This window comes from Actinoplanes sp. NPDC026619 (assembly GCF_040638295.1).
Classification (GTDB): Bacteria; Actinomycetota; Actinomycetes; order Mycobacteriales; family Micromonosporaceae; genus Actinoplanes.
Window position 1 is genome coordinate 239,712 of sequence record NZ_JBEZYA010000013.1, and the last position, 17,944, is coordinate 257,655.

Here is a 17,944-nt window from a genome sequence, read left to right on the forward strand (position 1 = left end):
CCTGTGCCCGAAATCAAGGTTGTCCTGCCGAAGTACCTGCAGATTGCCGCTCACTACCGGGATCGAATCCTCCAGGGCGACCTGCAGCCGGGTGATGAGGTAGACAGCGAGCGCAGGATTGCCGACACGTGGGGCGTGGCGCGACCGACTGCAACGCGAGCGCTGGAGACGCTACGGCGGGAGGGCCTGATCGATTCACAGCAGGGCTCAGGCACGCGCGTCCGCGATGTGCGTACTCACCGGCGGGCCTCGCACCGGTACAACCGCTTCCGGACGCAGGGTGCGCAGTACGCCGCCGATGAGTCGATGGAACTACTGACGGTCGGCGTCGTCGATGCGCCCGAGCATGTCGCCGAGGCACTGGGGCTCGAACAGCCGGCCCAGGCGATGACCCGGCGTCGACTCATCTCCCGGCAGAGTTCCGGCCCAGCAGAGATTGCCACGTCGTGGTGGCCGCCATCGCTGGCAGAGCACGCCCCACGCCTTCTGGAGCCGGTCACACTGGGCGGGATCGGAAGCGTACGGTACGTCGAGTCGACGACGGGCCGAACCGCGTCCTACGCGCGTGACCAAACCTCCGCCCGTCTCGCGACGGCTGAAGAGGCTGCGCTGCTCCAGCTTGGCGATGGACCGGCCGCAATTCTCGCGTACCGGCACACGGTCTATGACACGGCGGACCAAATCCTCGAGTTCGCGGAGTCGGTGTACCCGCCGGATGCCTGGAGCATCGAGCAGGAGTACCCCATCGAGGCCTAAGTTCCCGGTTCGGGATTAGGCCTCGCCTTCTGACTAAGTTGGCATATACCACTAGCCAGTAAGTGGTATGGTCCACTTACGAGAGGAGGTGAGTTTCATGACACGTGGTGTTCTGAACACTCCCGCAGTTGGATCGGTCGCAATCGTCGAACCACCGGTGTCGCAGTGGTACGCGCGGCGTGCCGGGGTCACGGCGTTGGTCGTGGGCCTGGTGTCCGATGCGTTGGTGACAGCGGTCGCGAGCGTGTTCTGTCCGCTGCTGTTGGCGGTGGTGCTGGGTGCGCTGGCCGGTGTCGTGTGCGCGTTGGTGGCGGCGGTGCTGGTGCGTGTATGGCCGGTGCTGCGGACGTTGTGGTGGTGGTCTTTCGAGATCACCGGCTGGGTGTTCGTAGCGGGTGGCTGGGTCACGGTGGCGCATCTGACGGTCTGGTGGATCGCTTCGGCGCTCCTGCTGGCGGTCGCGGCGGCAGTGTTCGTACCGCGCCGGTCGCGCCGATTCGTGTATGCGTGGTCGTGGTGCGCGGTGGTTCGCCACCGGCTCCGGCTGTGCTTCGCCACTTTGGTCCGCTCGCAGGTGCGGGTGACAGGTGGCCGTCCGGCGGCGTTGCCGCTGCTGCTGTGGGCACGGCCGACGCTCGCGGGTGAGCGGGTGTGGCTGTGGCTACGGCCGGGCCTGGCGCTGGAAGACCTGGAAGGCAAAGCAGGTCTGATCGCGGTCGCGTGCATTGCCAAGCAGGTCCGGATCGCTCCCGCGTCGGAGCGGTACGCCGCGCTGCTGCGCGTCGACATCGCCCGCCGTGACCCGTTGACGGGCCGGATCGACTCGCCGCTGGCGCTGCTGATCCCGAGCCTGCGCAACACCGGAGCGGACGTGCCGGTGTCCCCGGCCGTCCCGCCGATCGGCCTGGAGCTGGCCGATATCCAAGAGCCTCCGGCACCCGAACCGACGCGTGGTGGTCGCCGATGACCGCCTGCACCTGGGTGCCGAAGGAAGTCCCGTCCCGAGCCATCACCGACGAGGAGAACTGAGATGGCGAACGAAACCAGCATCACCATGGTCGGCAACCTGACCGCCGACCCCGAGCTGCGGTTCCTGCCGAATGGCACCGCGATGGTGAAGTTCACGATCGCGTCCACGCCGCGCACCCTCGACCGCCAGTCCGGGGAGTGGAAGGACGGCGACCCGTTGTTCATGAACTGCACCGCGTTCCGCGACATCGCCGAGAACATCGCCGAGTCGCTGGCCAAGGGCACCCGCGTCATCGTCACCGGCCGGCTGAAGCTGTCGCGCTGGGAGGACAAGGAAACCCAGGAGAAGCGGTCCGCGTACGGCCTGGACGTCGACGAGGTCGGCCCCAGCCTGCGCTTCGCTCAGGCCAAGGTGCAGAAGATGAACCGCAACAGCGGCAAGGGCGACGGGTTCACCCCTGACGTTCCGCAGGACGACGCCTGGAGCATCGCCGCTCCGGCGACGATCTGACAGGGGCCTAGGACATGCTCCCTGTCCGCGCCGCGAAGTCGGCACTTGGCCCGGTTAAGCCCGGCCTGCCCCTGTCGATTTTCGACCAGGTTCCGATCGGGATCGATGAGTTCGGCGTGCAGGTGCTGATCCGGCTGATCTGGCGCAACTTGCTGATCGGTGGTGAGCCGGGCGCGGGTAAGTCGGCCCTGTTGAACGTGCTGGTCGCGTATGCGGCGCTGTGTGCGAACTGCAAACTGATCCTGTTGGACGGCAAGCAGGTCGAACTGGGCCAGTGGCGTAAATGCGCTGAGGCATTCATCGGTCCGAACATCGTCGAAGCGTTGGTCTTGCTGGCCAAGTTGCAGAAGATGATGGACTACCGGTACGGGTTCCTGCTCGACGCCGAGCGCCGCAAGGTGGCCGAGAAGGTTCAAACCCTCTCGCCGGTGACCGGTGAGATTTCCTGGGTTCCGGACGCATTCGACCCGTATGTGGTTGCGATCGACGAGATCGCCTACTACAGCGCGACGACCGGTGACAAGAAGCAGCGCGAAGAGTTCGCGGCGCTGCTGCGCGACCTGGTCGCTCGTGGCCGTGCGGTCGGCATCATCGTCATCGCCGCGACCCAGCGGCCGAGTTCGGACATCATCCCGACGTCGCTGCGTGATCTGTTCGCGTGGCGGTTCGCCGGGCGGTGCACCAACGACAGCTCGTCGGACATCGTCCTCGGGCACGGCTGGGCCAACAAGGGCTGGACTGCGAACGCGGTCAGCCCGAACAACCCCGGCGCCGGTCTGCTGATTGCTGAGGGTGGCAGTCCGCAGCTGGTCAAGACCGCCTACCTGGATGACCGCACCTGTGCGGCCATCGCCGCCTACGCGGCCGACATGCGCGCCACCGCCACCGACGACGGCCACCGCAATCTGCGGCTGCTGCCGCCGGCGGCCTGACGCGCCCTCAAGACCTCCCGGAATCCCCGGGCGGACATCACCACTCCGAGTGGAAGGAGGGCCGAACATCATGGCCCGACGCAATACCTCCGTCCAGCCGGTTCAGCCGGTCAGGGTCGTGCATTACGTCGACCCCGCCATGCAGTCCGATCTTCAGCGGTACGGCCTGCTCAACCCGGCCGAGATGATCCGGCAGCAACAGCGCAACACCGAGTTGTACCTGCGCTGGAAGACCCGCCAGGCCGAGATCAAGGAACGCGACCGTAAATACCGCCGGTTCTGGACTGGCTTCGGAGCGCTGGTCGGCCTGGCCTTCCTCGGCCTGGTCGCCGTGATCGGCCGGCTGGTCTTCAACTTCCTGGCCGCCCTGGACCTGGGCGTGCTCGCCCTGCCCGTCGTCCTGGTCCTCGTGGTCAGCCTCGGGTTCGGCGGTCACCGCTGCATCACCATCGTGCAGCACTGGCACTGACCAGCACCGACACGGTTAACCCGAGCGGACGACACAGGAATCTGCCGTGGAAAGCGACCTGTGCCGCCGCCCTGACACCAAACCCACATCCGATGGAAGGAGTCGGCACGATGAACCCTACCCAGAATCAGGGCAACTACGGTCCTGAGCACTCCGACGGTGAGACTGGCATCGCCGCCCAGCTTGCTGGGCTGCTGACCAACGGCCACCGTTTCCGCACCTGGATCGCACAAGCCGTCAACGCGGCGGCCCACCCGGTGATCTCGGCCCCGGCCGAAACCGAGCCGGTCGGTTACGACGTGACCGACGCTGGTCGGGCCGCGCTTATGCAGCCCGCTGCGCAGCCTGCACAGCGAGTTCTCTGTGGCGGCCCCGGTGTCTCCTGCCGCAAGTGCGGCACGGACATGTCCTGCGTGTACGTGTGGGACGAACCGGTGTGCCCGGACTGCGGAAACGTGGTCCCTGCGGACAACCCGCACGGCTACCTCGTCACCGGGGCGGACACGGCCCCGTCGACCTGCCCGGTCGACCTGGTCACCGAGACCGACGACGAGACCACCGCCCGGGTGCTGCGCTTGGCTGCTGCCTATCTGAAGCGGCACGGCTGGATCCAAGGCGCTTACTACGACGCCACCTCGGGGTCGTTCGCGCCTCCGGCGTGCCTGGTCGGCGCGATCGGCATGGTCTGCTACGGCGGCCCGGTCGACGCTCCGGCGCAACACTTCGACGACCCCGGCTTCCTGGACTTCGAAGCGGCCGTGCTGCACCTCGACCGGTACCTGCTGGCCGAGGACGGCTCGGAATCGTACGAGTTCAACGACGCCCGCGGTCGCCGTGTCGAGGACGTCACCCGTGTTCTTCGCGACGCGGCCACCCGGCCGGCGCACGAGCTGATCGACGCCCTTCGGGTCATCGACCAGCACAACGCTGACATAGTCGCGCTCGCGGAAATGCTCGTGCCGAGTGGTGTCGCGCGTTGCCCGTACTGCGGGAGTAGCCGCCGGGCGGTGCGTGTGGCCATCGACGAGGGGGACGGCCCCGCGTTCTGCGACCACGACTGGCACGACGGTGGGTCCGAGGGCGGTGACGTCCGATGAGCAAGAACACCGTCAAGCCCTCCTTGACGCCGAAACCGCGTGCGAAGCGGTCCAAGCGTGAGGTGGAGAACGCTGCGTTCGACGCGTTCGTGCGGCGCATTCTGCGGGCCAACGCTCGCCGCGTCGCCAACGGTGACGTTGAGGCACTCGCCTCGCTGTCGCAGTTGTCCAGCGAGGTCGACGCGGTCACCCGCATTGCCGTCGCCGGACTGCGCAAGGCTCCTTACTCCTACTCGTGGTCCGAGATCGCCGACCGGCTTGGTATCAGCAAGCAGGCCGCGCAACAGCGCTACGGCGACCGGACCGACCGGGGCGCGCTTGACCGCCGGCTTCTTGAGGCCGGGATCAGCGTCACGGTGGCGACCCTCGTGCAGGTGTTCGCCGATCACGACCCCGGTATCCCGGCCGCTTCGGTGTGCCCGGGATGCGGCTACCGCTACCCCGACAACGTCCTGGACTGTCCCACGAACGCCACCGTGCGTCCGCTGCTCAAGCGGCGGCGTGGAGAGGACCTGCAAGCGGTCGCCCGACTGTCCCCGGAGCAGTTCGAAGACCTGCTCAAGGCCAACCGTTCCAAGGTCACCCGTGCGGCCCGTAGCACGAGGCCCGAACCGCCGACGACACCTGCTTACCAGGCGACGTCGTTGTTCGACCTCGCCGGAAAGGACGCGCACCGATGATCCGCTATCTCGTTTCGTACATCGCCAACAACAACGGCCGCCTCTCCTACGGCAGCGTCGAAATCACACGGTCCGAGCCGATCTGCTCGACACAGGACGTCGCGGAGATCACCCGCGAGCTGCATGACCACACGGGCCTGCACTCGATCATCGTCCTGGGCTTCTCCCAGTTCGCCGAACCCGGCGAGGAGCTGACCCGATGACCAACCTGAACAACCACACCGGCCGCACCGGGGAACCCCGGCTCGCTGCGTTCGCCTCCTGGGCGGTCCTGGCGGCCTCGTTCGCCCTGTCGGCGTCCACCTGGATCGCGATGGCGGTCCTGTCCGGATTCACCAGCGCTGCAACACTTCCGGTCATCGACGTCACCCTGAAGGTGGCGTGGCTGATGCCGGTCGCGATCGACGGATACGTCGTTGTCGCCCTGGTGCTGTGGATGTCCAACGTCCCGGCGACGGTCGCCGAGTTCGCCAAGAAGAACACCTACGGTGCAGCGGGCATCGGCATCGCCGCCCAGTCCGCCTACCACCTGCTCATGACCCAATCCGAAACCGACCAGTCATGGCGCGTGGTCCTGGCCGCGGTCGTCGGCGCACTTCCGCCGGCCGTCGCCGCCCTGGCCGTCCACATGCGTGCCCTGATCCGCCGCGAGATCGACCGCACCCCGGTCGCCTCCGGCACCGCACCGGCCAACGAGCCCGCGCGGACCGCAACTTCCGTGTCCGTCCCGGCCGTCCCGGACCCTGTCCAGGCTCCGGCCCCGACCCTGCCCGCCGGCGCGACGCCGAGCATCACCGCGCCGCGACCGGCAGACACCCCGCAGCCGTCCACGACACCGGCCGTAACGCCGGAACCCGTGACGGCCACCCGGACCGAGCCCGTACCGACCCCGGCCGATGTTGCCGTCCGGGTCACCCCGAGCCCGACGAAGGTTCCGCTGCGACCGACCGCCACCCGGCCGGCTGCTGCGGGCGCCTCCAAGCCCCGGCCCCGTAGGACCGCGTCGACCGCCCCGGCACAGCCGCTGGCCGCTTCCGCCCTCGACATCTCTGTCACCGAGCCGAAGCCTGCACAGCTGTCCCTGCCGTTGCCCGTCGATCCGGCCCTGCTGGTCAAGGCCCGCGAGATCGCCACGCAGTACCGCACCGAGCACGGCACGCCGATCACCGCGAACCAGCTCGCCGCCCGCGCACGGGTGAACACCGAACAGGCCGCACAGGCCCTGGCCGTGCTCGACCTCGGCCCGCACAGCCCCACCACACCGGTCCCGACCGTCAACGGCACGACCGTCAAGGCCGCCCGCTGACCCGTCTCGCCGATTGAGCGTCGTGCCCGAAACACCTTGTTTCGGGCACGGCCCCGGCCGACGAGCCGACCCCACCCCATCACCAAGGAGAACCCCGCCGTGACCGTCTACGTCGACAACTACCGCTGCCCCACCACCGTCGGCCACCTGTCCGGCCGTTGGTCCCATCTCACAGCCGACACCCCCACCGAGTTGCAGGCGTTCGCTGCCCGCATCGGCCTGCGGCCGGCCTGGCTCCAGGCCCGTTGCCGCTACGCCACCTGCCCCGCCCCCGACGGGGTCTGTGTGCACTACCACTACGACGTCGTCGACACCATGCGCACCCGCGCCATCAACGCCGGTGCCATCCCGATCGACATCCGCGACTTCGGCGCGCTCATCGCCGCCCGCCGCACCGCCGCCCGGCAGACGTCGGAGGCGCTCCGATGAGCCTCACCTTCACTGACATCTTCTGCGGAGCCGGCGGCTCCTCGATCAACGTCGCCCAATGGATCGGCCAGCGCCTCGCCGCCGCCCTCTCCGGGGGCGTCGCCGCGTGACCCTCTCGACGCTGCCCGCCGCACCCGAACCCACCTTCACGGGTCCGGGTACGGCGGCGTGCGCCGAGCCGGTCACCGTCCCCGACTGGTGGCGACGCTCCACCGACCTCAACAAGCAGGCCATCTCCCGCGCCACCCGACCCGACTACGAAGCCTGGCTAACCCACGTCAAAACCGCCTCCGCGTGCACGCGGCCGGTCCGGCTGGCCGGAAGCATCGCCACCATCGACACAGCGACCGGCCGCATCCTGTCCGAGCGGCACACGGCGGACCTGCCGGACGGGGTCATCTACAAGCCCTGCGGCAACCGGCGCGAGAGCGTGTGTCCGGCCTGCTCCGACCGGTACAAGCGCGACGCCTACCACGTCGTACGGTCCGGGCTGGTCGGCGGCAAAGGCGTCACCGAGCAGGTAGCCCGGCACCCGGCAGTGTTCCCCACCTTCACCGCACCCTCGTTCGGCCAGGTCCACACCCGGGTCGTCCACCGGCACACCTGCACCCGACGCACCGACTGCGACTGCCGCCCGGAACCGTGCCACGCCCGCCGCGACCTCACCACCTGCCCGCACGGGGTACGGCTGGTCTGCTTCGCCCGGCACGCCGAAACCGACCACAACCTCGGCACCCCGCTGTGCCGCGACTGCTACGACTACGACGCGCAGGCCGTGTGGAACGTGACGGCCGGGGAACTGTGGCGGCGCACCAGCATCGCCATCAACCGGTACATCCGACGCGTCGCCAAACAACGCGGCGTCACCGACGTACCCGTCACCACCTACGACAAGAACGGCAAAGCCCGGACCCGGTGGGTCTGCCCCCTGCGGCTGTCGTTCGGCAAAGCCGCCGAGATGCAACGACGCGGCGTCGTGCACTTCCACGCCATCGTCCGCCTCGACGGCTACCACCCCGACGACCCGGACGCCATCACGGCACCCCCGCCCGAACTGGACGCCGCCGACCTCGTCGCCGCCGTCGACCACGCCGCCAGCACCGTCAGCTTCACCACCGACCCGCATCCCGCCAACCGGGAGGGGTGGCCGATCAGCTGGGGCGCTCAGGTCCTCACCAAAGTGATCACCGTCGCCGCCGACGGGCAGGTCACCGACGCCCAGGTCGCCGCGTACCTCGCCAAGTACGCCACCAAGTCCACCGAGATCACCGGGCACGCGTCCAACCGGCTCACCGACGACACCGTCACCCTGTACGCCGACCCGGACGGCACCCACACCGAACGACTCATCGACGCCTGCTGGCGACTCGGCAACTTCCGCGCAAACCCCGAACCGCCGGCCCCACTGGCGGCCAAGCGGCGGGCCGAACCTGCCCCGGCCGACCCGTTCGGCCCCCTGCGCACCGACCCGGACTGCGGTGGCTGCACCCGCTACCGGATCTGCCCCACCTGTGCGGCCGAGCAGGTCGCCACCGAGGATGCGGCCCGCCGCACCCCGCCAGGGCCACCGGCAAGCCCGTACTTCCGGCTCCGCCGGTGGGCACACATGCTCGGCTTCGGCGGCCACTTCCTGACCAAATCCCGCCGCTACAGCATCACCTTCGCCATGCTCCGCGACCAACGCGTCACCTTCCGCCGCGCCCAAACCGGCGGACCCGAGCAGGCCGAACCGGCCGTGGAGCCGACCACGCTGGTCGTCAACTTCCTCCAATTCGTCGGCGCAGGCTGGCAGACGCCGGCCGACGCCATGCTCGCCAACACCTCCGCCGCGATGGCCCGAGAACACGCCGAGAGCGCCAGGGAAGCCCTACAGACCCTGGCCGCGTGAACGGTCGTCAACCGTCAAGGCCGCCTTGACGGCTCGCTGAGAAACCTAGGCACATCCACGGATTGGGGCACTACGCATGACAGCGCATGTAGGTGCGACTGCTGTCGAACGACTCTGGACGGTTGACGACGTCGCTGCCTTCCTCCAGGTGCCGGTCGCAACGCTTTACCAGTGGCGGCATCACCGCAGCGGGCCGCCAGCCTTCAAGGTTGGTCGCCACCTCAGGTACGACCCCGCTGGGGTGCTGACTTGGCTTGCTCTCCAGGGAGGTTCCGACGATGGCCGTCGATGACCTCTGGTACCTGGTGAAGCGGGGGCCTGACGGCGCTCGCCTGCCATCCAAGAAGCACGGCCGGGGGAAGCGCTGGCGGGTCCGCTGGGTAGACAACCTGGGCAACGGGCGAGAGCGACTTTTCGAGCGGAAGGCCGACGCCGACCGCTACGACGCCAACGTGCGAGCCGACCTGAGCCGGGGCCAGTACATCGACGACCGGGACGGGCAGATCACGGTTGCGGCCCTCGCCGACCGGTGGCGAGCGGACCAGCTACACATCGACAGCACGGCCATCCGGGTCGAGCACGCGATCCGGCTGCACATCGTGCCCAGCCTCGGGCAGATGCAGGTCGGGCAGGTCCGGCCCAGCAAAGTGCAGGCGTGGGTGAAGGACCGGAGCCGGGTGCTCGCACCGACGACGCTGCGGGTCGTGTACGGCTACCTCAACGCCATCTTTGCCTCGGCGGTGCGTGACCGGCTCATTGCGAGGACACCGTGCATTGATATCCGCCTACCCGGCATCGACCGGGGGACGCGGGTGATCCCGTCGCCTGAGCAGGTGCATCGGCTCGCCGCGTTGATGCCGTCCCGCCTCTCGGCGGCGGTGTACGTGGCTGCCGGGTGCGGTCTGCGGCTGGGTGAGGTGCTGGGCCTGGAAGTCGATGACATCGATTTCGAGCGGGCCGAGCTGGGAGTGCGGCGGCAGCTGAAGATGCACAAGGGGCGCCCCCCGTACCTCGGACAGCCGAAGACCAAGACGAGCGCGCGCACGGTTGAGCTACCCGAGGTGGTGGCGTCCGCCCTGCGCGCGCATCTACAAGACGCCCCGGGGCCGGTGGAGGTGGATGACGACACCGACTTGCGGCGACCGACGCGGCGGCCGGCCCATCTGGTGTTTAGAGGTGCGAACGGCGAGCCGGTCAACGCCTCTACCTTCTCCCGCACCTGGACGCCGGTCCGCACCAAGGTCGGGCTGCCGCCGCGCTGGGGATTCCACGGCCTGCGGCACTACTACGCGACGCTGCTGATCCACGCCGGGGCAAGCGTCAAGACCGTGCAGCTCGCACTCGGTCACTCCACGCCGACGATCACGCTTAACCAGTACGTCCACGAGTGGCCGGACGTGCTGGACCGCACCCGCGCGCTGGTCGACGGCGCTCTCGGCGTACGCGAAACGGCGGCCACGTCGGCTGGGAGCCGAGCATGACCGCCGCTTCCTACGTTGTGCCCAGGTTGTGCCCAAGATCAAATCAGCGGGTAAACGTGCTGGTCAGGGCACTGCGAGGGGTCAGACGTTGTAGTACATCTCGAACTCGTGCGGGGTCGGGCGCAGGCGGACCGGGTCGATCTCGTTCACGCGCTTGTAGTCGATCCAGGTCTCGATCAGGTCGGGGGTGAAGACGCCGCCGGCCGTGAGGAACTCGTTGTCGGCCTCGAGGGAGTTGAGGACGGCGTCGAGGGAGCCGGGGACCTGCTTGACGCTGCCCCACTCCTCCGGGGGCAGGTCGTACAGGTCCTTGTCGATCGGGGCCGGGGGCTCGATCTTGTTCTTGATGCCGTCGAGGCCGGCCATCATCTGGGCCGAGAACGCCAGGTACGGGTTCGACGACGGGTCCGGCACGCGGAACTCGATGCGCTTGGCCTTCGGGTTGCTTCCCGTCACCGGGATGCGGGTGCAGGCCGAGCGGTTGCGCTGCGAGTAGACCAGGTTGACCGGGGCCTCGTAGCCGGGCACCAGGCGCCGGTAGGAGTTGACGGTCGGGTTGGTGAACGCGAGCAGCGAAGGCGCGTGGTGCAGCAGGCCGCCGATGTACCAGCGGGCCATGTCGGACAGGCCGGCGTAACCGGTCTCGTCGTAGAACAGCGGTTCGCCGCCGAGCCACAGGCTCTGGTGGGTGTGCATGCCGGAGCCGTTGTCGCCGAAGAGCGGCTTGGGCATGAACGTCGCCGTCTTGCCGTGCTCCCAGGCGGTGTTCTTGATGATGTACTTGAACAGCTGCATCTGGTCGCCGGCGTGCAGCAGGGTCGAGAACTTGTAGTTGATCTCGGCCTGGCCGGCGGTGCCGACCTCGTGGTGCGAGCGCTCGACGGTGAAGCCGGTGTCGATCAGCCGGCGGACCATCGAGTCGCGCAGGTCGGAGTAGTGGTCGAGCGGCGAGACCGGGAAGTAGCCACCCTTGTAGGCGGTCTTGTAGCCGCGGTTGCCACCCTCCTCCTCCTTGCCGGAGTTCCAGGCGCCCTCGATCGAGTCGATGTAGTAGAAGGCCTGGTTGGCGGCGGTGGAGTGGCGGATCGAGTCGAAGATGTAGAACTCCGCCTCGGCGCCGAAGTACGCCGTGTCGGCGATGCCGCTGGACGCGAGGTAGGTCTCGGCCTTCTTCGCCACGTTGCGCGGGTCACGCGAGTACGCCTCGCGGGTGAACGGGTCGTGGATGAAGAAGTTCAGCGCCAGCGTCTTCTGCGCCCGGAACGGGTCGATGAAGGCGGTGGTGACGTCCGGCAGCAGCATCATGTCGGACTCGTGGATGGCCTGGAAACCGCGGATCGAGGATCCGTCGAAGGCGAGGCCGTCGGTGACGACACTGTCGTCGAACGATTCGACCGGGGTGTTGAAGTGCTGCATCACACCGGGCAGGTCACAGAATCGTACGTCGACGAACTTGACGTCCTCGTCTTTGAGGTATCGCAGGAGTTCCTCGGGATTGGCGAACACACGTCCTCCTGGCACAGGATTTCGATACCGGGGCGGCGTGGATCCGCCGCGTGGCTAGGCTGCTGGCGACGCTATTGCTACGGAGTTGCTCAGGCGTATCCCTATTGTTTCCGTCGTGTTACGGAGCCGGAGAACAAGCCGTGACTCACGCGAGGTTATCGCGATGTCGGCGGCGGCGCTCCCGGTCGGGCAAACCGGCCCGGTTACGCTGACGGCATGGCAACGACCAGCGACAAGCCGGTGGCGCTCGATCTGGCGCAGACCGAGGTGGCCTCGTTCGGGCGCCGGGTCCTCGCGCTGCTGATCGACTGGGCGGCCGCCACGCTGGTCGCCAGTTTCCTGGTCGATGACCTGCGCACCGACGCGTGGCCGCAGCTCGGCGTCTTCGTGCTGGTGCACGTGTTCTTCGTCGGCCTCTTCGGACAGACGGTGGGGATGGCCCTCGCGCGGATCCGCTGCGTCTCCGTCGTGGACGGTGGCGCCGTCGGGATTCCCCGGGCCTTCGTACGCGCTGTGCTGCTCGCGCTGTTCATCCCCGCGATGATCTCCGATGGGGACGGTCGCGGCCTGCACGATCGGGCCGCCCGGTCGGTCATGGTCTCAGCCGGCAAGCGTTGAGCGGTTGCTCCGAGGCAGGGGCGATCCTGATCGGGATGGAACGGTGCCTGCCGCGTACGTCTGGAATGGGTTTTTCGGTGGTCAGCGCTGACGCTGCTGGCGGAACGCGCCTTTCGAAGGCCGCATGTTCTTCGGGATCGCGCCCTTCGGCATCTGCGGGCGGGCCATCAGGGCGCCGAGGCGCTTGTCGAGGGCGTTGACGTCTTTGCCGGTGAGGTTGCGCGGCAGGCGCATCAGCGTGGTGCGCAGCTTGCGGATGTTGAGCTGGCCCTCTTCGGTGCCGATCACGAAGTCGTAGAGCGGGGCGTTGCCGATCACCTTCGACAGGCGCTTCTTCTCGCCGCCGAGCAGGCCGCGGACGCGCTGGGTGTTGCCCTCGCCGAGCAGGACCACGCCGGGCCGGCCGATCACCACGTGCACCATGTCGAACTGGGTCGTCGAGACGGCCGCGGGGCGGACCCGCCAGTCGCCGCGCATGTTTTCGATCAGCGAGGCGGCGGCGCCGGGCTGGCCCTCGGCCGCGTTCATCATCGCGGCGTTGGAGCGCAGGTTGAGCACGATCACGGCGGCCAGCAGGGTGACCATGAGGCCGACCGGGATCCAGATGTAACCGCCGATCAGGAGAACGACGAGCACGGTGAGCGCGACCGGGATCAGAACCGCGGCGGTGAGCAGCGGAATGAACCACTTGTCCTGCTTTGCCGTGAACGAGAACACCTGGCCGATCTGCTTCAGGCGCTCGCCGAACGACACCTTCTCCTGGGGGTTTGCCATAACTCGGAAGTGTAGTGGGACGGCGGTGCCTTACGCGGGCCGGGCACCGGGCCGGAGCCCGGGTAAGGAGGGTACGGCGGTCAGAATGGGGAGCGTGCCCCATGTGGCCGGGGTGCCTTCGAGCGAAGAGTCGATGACATCAGCGAATGATGTGTCGAAAGGTGCTCGAGATGTTTCCCATGTCCGACCCGTACTTCCGGCTCGACCTGCACCGCCAGCACGTGGCCGAGCTGATTCAGGAGGCCGCTGAGTACCAGCTGGCCCGGTCCCTGCGCCGGCCGCGTCTGGCCCGGTGGCGACGCCCGGGGCGCCGGGAGGCCGTCGCCCGGGCGGCTGCCGCCATATGAACGGGGGCCGATTCCTGTCGTACCCCCATGGCATGCTCGACGCCATGACAGCGCACCTGCACAGCGAGGTTCTGGTGGGCCGCGAGGCCGACCTCGACCTGCTGCGTGACGCGCTGAAACGGGCCCGCAGCGCCGAGCCGTCCACCGTGCTGGTGGGCGGCGAGGCGGGGGTCGGCAAGACCCGGCTCGTGGAGGAGTTCCGCCGCGCCCTCGCCGGGGAGCCGGTGCGGGTGCTCACCGGCCAGTGCCTCGAGCTCGGCGAGGAGGGGCTGCCGTTCGCGCCGTTCGCCGCCGCCCTGCGCGAGCTGGTGCGTGCCGAGGGCACGGCCGTCCTCGACGGGCGGGAGCGGGAGTTCGCCCGGCTGCTGCCCGAGCTGGGGCCGCCGTCCGAGCCCGGCGACGCGCGCCGCGGCCTGCTCTTCGAGTCGGTCGGCGCGCTGCTCGAGCGGGTCGGCGCCGACCAGCCGATCGTCCTGGTCATCGAGGATCTGCACTGGGCCGACCGGGCCACCCGCGACCTGATCGGTTACCTGGTGCGCAGCGCCCGGGCACCGCAGTTGCTGATCATCGGCACCTACCGCACCGACGAGCTGCACCGGGGGCATCCGTTGCGGCCGTTCCTGGCCGAGCTCGATCGCGTCCGCGGGGTGCAGCGCCACGAGCTCGACCGGCTCGACCGCGACGGCACCGCCGAGCTGCTCACCCAGCTCCTCGGCGCGGAGGCGGGGGCGGTGCTGGTCGACGTGGTCAACGAGCGCGCCCAAGGCAACCCGTTCTTCATCGAGCAGCTCTCCTCGGCCGCCGACCCGGCCTGCTCCGACATCCCGACCAGCCTGCGCGACCTGTTGCTGGCCCGGGTCGACCTGCTGCCCGAGCCGGCCCAGCGGGTGCTGCGGGTGGCCGCGGTCGGTGGCACCCAGTTCGGGCACGAGCTCCTCGCCCGGGTCGCCGGCATCGACGAGGGCGCGCTCGAGTCGGCGCTGCGCACCATCGTCACCGCCCAGCTGGTCGTGTTCGACCCCGACGGGGGTTACGAGTTCCGGCACGCGCTGGTCCGCGAGGCCGTGCACGACGACCTGCTGCCCGGCGAGCACGCCCGGCTGCACGCGCGCTACGCGCAGGCGCTCGAGGCGGAGCCGCAGCTGGTGCCGGCCGGCCGCGCGCCCGCCGAGCTGGCCCATCACTGGCACGCGGCCCGCGATCATCCGCGGGCACTGCTCGCGGCCAAGCTCGCTGCCGACGCCGCCGGCCGCACTTTCGCGTACGGGGAGCAGGCCCGCCTGCTCGACCGGGTCCTCGAGCTGTGGGAGGACGTGCCGCAGCCCGAGTCCCTGCTGGGCATCGAGCACCTCGACCTGCTGGAGGAGGCGGCGCTCGCCGCGATCGACTCCGGCGAGCACCACCGCGCGCTGACGCTGACCCGGGCGGCGCTTGGCGACCTCGATGCGCAGGCCTCGCCCCTGCGGGCCGCGCGGCTGCTGCTGCGCCGGGCCAAGCTGCTGCGCAACACCGGCAAGAGCGACGGAGCGGCGGAGTGCGCGGAGTCCTACCGGCTGCTCGGGCTCGCGCCGGCCGGGTCCGACCGGGTGCGTCTGCTGGCCGACCTCGCGCACGTCCTTTCGAGCACCGACCCGGAGCAGGCCGCCCGGGTCGCGCAGGAGGCGATGGCCGCGTCCGCGGCCGAGACCGATCTGGCCACCACGGTGGCGGCCGAGGTGGCCCACGGCGAGGTGTGCGCCGGGCGGACGTCGCCGGGCGAGGCGATGCCGATTTTGTACGCGGCGGCCGAGCGCGCCCGCGAGGCCGGCGACCTGTCCAGCCTGACCAAGTCGTTGGTGACCATCTCCGACGTGCTGTATGCGCTGGGCCGTTACGAGGAGTCCGCCGCCGCGGCCGCCGAGGGGGTGCCGCACGCCGACCGGGTCGGGGTCAGCCGCACCACCGGCGTGTTCCTGCTGGCCAACCACGCCGAGGCGCTGATCGCGCTCGGGCGGTGGGACGAGGCCGACGCCCGGCTCGCCGAGGCCGCCCGGCACGACCCGCCCGGCCGGATGGCCCTGCCGTGGGTGCGGCAGCGGGCCTGGCTGCGACTGGCCCGCGGGCTGGACGGGGCCGAGCCGCTGGTGCGCCAGGCCACGATGTGGTTGGGCAAGCCCTACCTGCAGGCGGAAAATCGGCTCTACGTTCTCGACCTGCGGATCCTGCAGGCGCTCGGCTCGGGAGACACCGCCGCGGCGGTCGAGGTCGCCCGGCCGGCCATCGCCGAGCCGTCCGTCTTCGAGCAGCCGCGCTATTCGTGGCCGCTGCTGAGCTCGGCGGCGCGGGCCGCGACGGCGGCGGGGGACACCGAGCTGGCGGCGGCGGTCGCCGCGGTGGCCGCGCGGCTGCCCTGCCGGTCGCCGGCCGAGCTCGGCTACGCGGCCCACGTCCGGGCGGTCCTCGAGGGTGGGGAAGAGCGGTGGCGGGCCGCGGTCGAGGCGTGGCGGGCCGACGGCCACCGGTTCGAGCTGGCCGGCGCGCTGCTCGGGCTGGCGGAGGCGCAGGCGGCCGATCGGGGGGCCGCGGCCGAGACGCTCGGCGAGGTCAGCGCGATTGCTGACGAGCTGGGCGCCGGGCCGCTGCTGGCGGCCGCCGACACGCTGGGCCGGCGGCTCGGCGTGCGGGCGCCGACGCCGTCGGTTCCCGGCACCGCGGTGCTCACCGCCCGGGAACGGGAGGTCCTGCGGCTGGTCGCCGAGGGACAGAGCAACAGCCGGATCGCGGCCAGTCTCTACATCTCGCCCAAGACGGCCAGCGTCCACGTCTCCCGCATCATCGCCAAGCTGGAGGTGACCAACCGCGGCGAGGCGGCCGCCGTCGCCCACCGGCTCGGCCTGCTCACCTGAGCAGCCGCGCCGGGCGGCATGCCCGCGCCGGGCGGCAGGGCGCGGCTGCGCCGGGCGGCTGGCCCGCGGCGTGCCGCCGGCTGTGCGCTGAGCGATGGCTGGCGGTGCCGGTGGCGTGCGGGGTCAGGCGAAGCGGCGGTTCGTGCGGATCAGCCAGGTGATGGCGGCTATGCCGGTGCCGATCATCAGCAGGCCCATGACGATGGCGATGAAGCTGGTGAGGCTCATGCCGCCCGCGGTGGTGTCCGACGAAGTGGCGGGGGCCAGCGCCGCCGGGCTGGTGGAGAAGGCCGGGGCGGCGGTTTCGTAGGTGCTGGACGACGCCGATGGGGACGGCGAGGACGACGTCGCGGTGGCGGTCGGCGTGGCGGTTGTGGTCGCGGTCGAGGCCGGCAGCGGGGTCGCGGTCGTAGGGGACGCGGTCGGGGTCGTCGTGCAGCCTTCGGCGGGGGCGCGCCAGCTCGCGATGTAGGTCGTGAAGCTGCTGTCGCGGATCGTCAGCGTGCTGCCCTTGGCCGGGTGGAGGGTGGTGGTCGAGCCGGGGTAGATGCGGATCCGGCGGGAGCCGGTCACGAACACGGCGGGGGTGCCGCCGCTGTTCGACAGCTGGGCCGTGAAGGTGCCGTCGCAGGCGTTGGTGAAGCTGACCGCCGGGCGGGCGGTGCAGGCGGTGGAGCCGCCGGCGTACCACGCGAGTGGGCCCTTCGAGCGGGCGCCGGCGCCGGTGGCGGAGCCGAGCTTGGCACTGCCGTAGAGCGGGCTGCCGCTGGTCGACTCGGTCTGGAACGTGGCGCCGAAGAACGCTTCCACCTGGGTGTAGCAGGAGGGGACGGCGGCCTTGAGGGTCACGCTCCGGTTCGTCGCGGTGATCGTGCCGCGGGCGGTCTCGTAGATGAACTGGCCGGACGCGGTGCCCGGAGCACCCGTCGTGTACGAGACCAGCGAGAACGTCTGGCTCTGACCGGAGCAGAGCGCCCGGGTCGCGGTGATCGTCGCGGTGCCGGCCGCGCCGTCGAAGGAGTGGCGGTAGGTGGCAGCGGCAGCCGAAACACAACCGGTGGTGGCGGAGACGGAGGCGGCGGTGGCCGAGACAAAAGGGGCGGCGGCCGCGGCCGGGGCGGTGGCAATGGCCACGGAGGTGGCTATGCCGGACAGGACGAGCAAGAACCGACGCACGGCCGGGGCCCCCAAGAAACTCGGTCGCTTGGGGGCGGTCTCACCACTGACTCACCGGGCCGTTCGAGGGTGACCGAGTGGAGCTCGGCCCGGGTCTGCGTCTCCCCGCCGGAACGAATT

The 17,944-nt window shown here is 69.9% G+C and carries 18 protein-coding genes and 1 pseudogene; 16 read left to right on the plus strand and 3 right to left on the minus strand.

Annotation, left to right across the window (positions count from 1 at the left end):
• Window positions 1–3 precede the first annotated feature (3 nt).
• From AB0E90_RS27395 to AB0E90_RS27455, 13 genes and pseudogenes are all read left to right on the plus strand, one after another.
• Window positions 4–756: a GntR family transcriptional regulator gene (locus tag AB0E90_RS27395; RefSeq protein WP_360411537.1), complete on the plus strand. Its 753-nt coding sequence runs from the start codon at window positions 4–6 to the stop codon at window positions 754–756.
• Between the two features lie 157 nt (window positions 757–913).
• The gene (locus AB0E90_RS27400) at window positions 914–1,723 is read left to right on the plus strand and encodes a hypothetical protein (protein WP_360411540.1); all 810 of its coding nucleotides are present in this window, start codon (window positions 914–916) and stop codon (window positions 1,721–1,723) included.
• A gap of 63 nt (window positions 1,724–1,786) precedes the next feature.
• On the plus strand, window positions 1,787–2,236 hold the full coding sequence (locus tag AB0E90_RS27405; protein WP_360411543.1) for a single-stranded DNA-binding protein: 450 nt from the start codon (window positions 1,787–1,789) through the stop codon (window positions 2,234–2,236).
• A gap of 14 nt (window positions 2,237–2,250) precedes the next feature.
• Entirely contained in the window at window positions 2,251–3,168 is a 918-nt protein-coding gene (locus AB0E90_RS27410) for an FtsK/SpoIIIE domain-containing protein (protein WP_360411546.1), read from the plus strand.
• 70 nt (window positions 3,169–3,238) lie between these two features.
• A complete protein-coding gene (locus AB0E90_RS27415) occupies window positions 3,239–3,637 on the plus strand; it encodes a hypothetical protein (RefSeq protein WP_360411549.1) in 399 nt (132 codons plus the stop codon).
• A gap of 110 nt (window positions 3,638–3,747) precedes the next feature.
• Window positions 3,748–4,734 (plus strand): hypothetical protein, encoded by a 987-nt coding sequence (locus tag AB0E90_RS27420; protein WP_360411552.1) that lies wholly within the window; start codon window positions 3,748–3,750, stop codon window positions 4,732–4,734.
• A pseudogene (locus tag AB0E90_RS27425) lies at window positions 4,731–5,036 on the plus strand (hypothetical protein); the annotation flags it as partial. The gene AB0E90_RS27420 and the pseudogene AB0E90_RS27425, both read left to right, overlap by 4 nt.
• Before the next feature lie 374 nt (window positions 5,037–5,410).
• Window positions 5,411–5,617: a hypothetical protein gene (locus AB0E90_RS27430; RefSeq protein ID WP_360411555.1), complete on the plus strand. Its 207-nt coding sequence runs from the start codon at window positions 5,411–5,413 to the stop codon at window positions 5,615–5,617.
• Window positions 5,614–6,720 carry a hypothetical protein gene (locus AB0E90_RS27435; RefSeq protein ID WP_360411558.1) on the plus strand — a complete coding sequence of 369 codons (1,107 nt, stop codon included), beginning with the start codon at window positions 5,614–5,616 and terminating at the stop codon, window positions 6,718–6,720. Before AB0E90_RS27430 ends, AB0E90_RS27435 begins: the two co-directional genes overlap by 4 nt.
• Window positions 6,721–6,819: 99 nt before the next feature.
• Window positions 6,820–7,149 (plus strand): DUF4031 domain-containing protein, encoded by a 330-nt coding sequence (locus AB0E90_RS27440; protein ID WP_360411561.1) that lies wholly within the window; start codon window positions 6,820–6,822, stop codon window positions 7,147–7,149.
• Window positions 7,150–7,255: 106 nt separating this feature from the next.
• Window positions 7,256–9,037, plus strand: a complete 1,782-nt coding sequence (locus AB0E90_RS27445) for a replication initiator (RefSeq protein ID WP_360411564.1) — start codon at window positions 7,256–7,258, stop codon at window positions 9,035–9,037.
• A gap of 76 nt (window positions 9,038–9,113) precedes the next feature.
• Window positions 9,114–9,329 carry a helix-turn-helix domain-containing protein gene (locus tag AB0E90_RS27450; RefSeq protein WP_360411567.1) on the plus strand — a complete coding sequence of 72 codons (216 nt, stop codon included), beginning with the start codon at window positions 9,114–9,116 and terminating at the stop codon, window positions 9,327–9,329.
• Window positions 9,316–10,518, plus strand: coding sequence for a site-specific integrase (locus AB0E90_RS27455; protein WP_360411570.1), 1,203 nt, complete (start codon window positions 9,316–9,318; stop codon window positions 10,516–10,518). The genes AB0E90_RS27450 and AB0E90_RS27455 overlap by 14 nt, the downstream gene beginning before the upstream one ends.
• An 81-nt stretch (window positions 10,519–10,599) precedes the next feature.
• On the opposite strand, the gene glnA is transcribed toward AB0E90_RS27455, so the two are convergent.
• Window positions 10,600–12,024, minus strand: a complete 1,425-nt coding sequence (glnA, locus tag AB0E90_RS27460; RefSeq protein ID WP_360411573.1) for a type I glutamate--ammonia ligase — start codon at window positions 12,022–12,024, stop codon at window positions 10,600–10,602.
• A gap of 216 nt (window positions 12,025–12,240) precedes the next feature.
• On the opposite strand from glnA, the gene AB0E90_RS27465 reads away from it, so the two are divergent.
• Complete coding sequence (locus AB0E90_RS27465; protein WP_360411576.1) at window positions 12,241–12,642, plus strand: RDD family protein; 402 nt, start codon at window positions 12,241–12,243, stop codon at window positions 12,640–12,642.
• An 81-nt stretch (window positions 12,643–12,723) separates the two neighbouring features.
• Here AB0E90_RS27465 and AB0E90_RS27470 read toward each other — a convergent pair whose 3' ends face one another.
• Window positions 12,724–13,416: a DUF4191 domain-containing protein gene (locus AB0E90_RS27470; protein ID WP_360411579.1), complete on the minus strand. Its 693-nt coding sequence runs from the start codon at window positions 13,414–13,416 to the stop codon at window positions 12,724–12,726.
• A 170-nt stretch (window positions 13,417–13,586) separates the two neighbouring features.
• On the opposite strand from AB0E90_RS27470, the gene AB0E90_RS27475 reads away from it, so the two are divergent.
• Both AB0E90_RS27475 and AB0E90_RS27480 read left to right on the plus strand, forming a co-directional pair.
• Entirely contained in the window at window positions 13,587–13,763 is a 177-nt protein-coding gene (locus tag AB0E90_RS27475) for a hypothetical protein (protein ID WP_360411582.1), read from the plus strand.
• A gap of 44 nt (window positions 13,764–13,807) precedes the next feature.
• Window positions 13,808–16,648: an AAA family ATPase gene (locus AB0E90_RS27480; RefSeq protein WP_360411585.1), complete on the plus strand. Its 2,841-nt coding sequence runs from the start codon at window positions 13,808–13,810 to the stop codon at window positions 16,646–16,648.
• A gap of 123 nt (window positions 16,649–16,771) precedes the next feature.
• Here the strand turns inward: AB0E90_RS27480 and AB0E90_RS27485 are convergent, their stop codons facing one another.
• A complete protein-coding gene (locus AB0E90_RS27485) occupies window positions 16,772–17,824 on the minus strand; it encodes a hypothetical protein (protein ID WP_360411588.1) in 1,053 nt (350 codons plus the stop codon).
• Window positions 17,825–17,944: the final 120 nt, after the last annotated feature.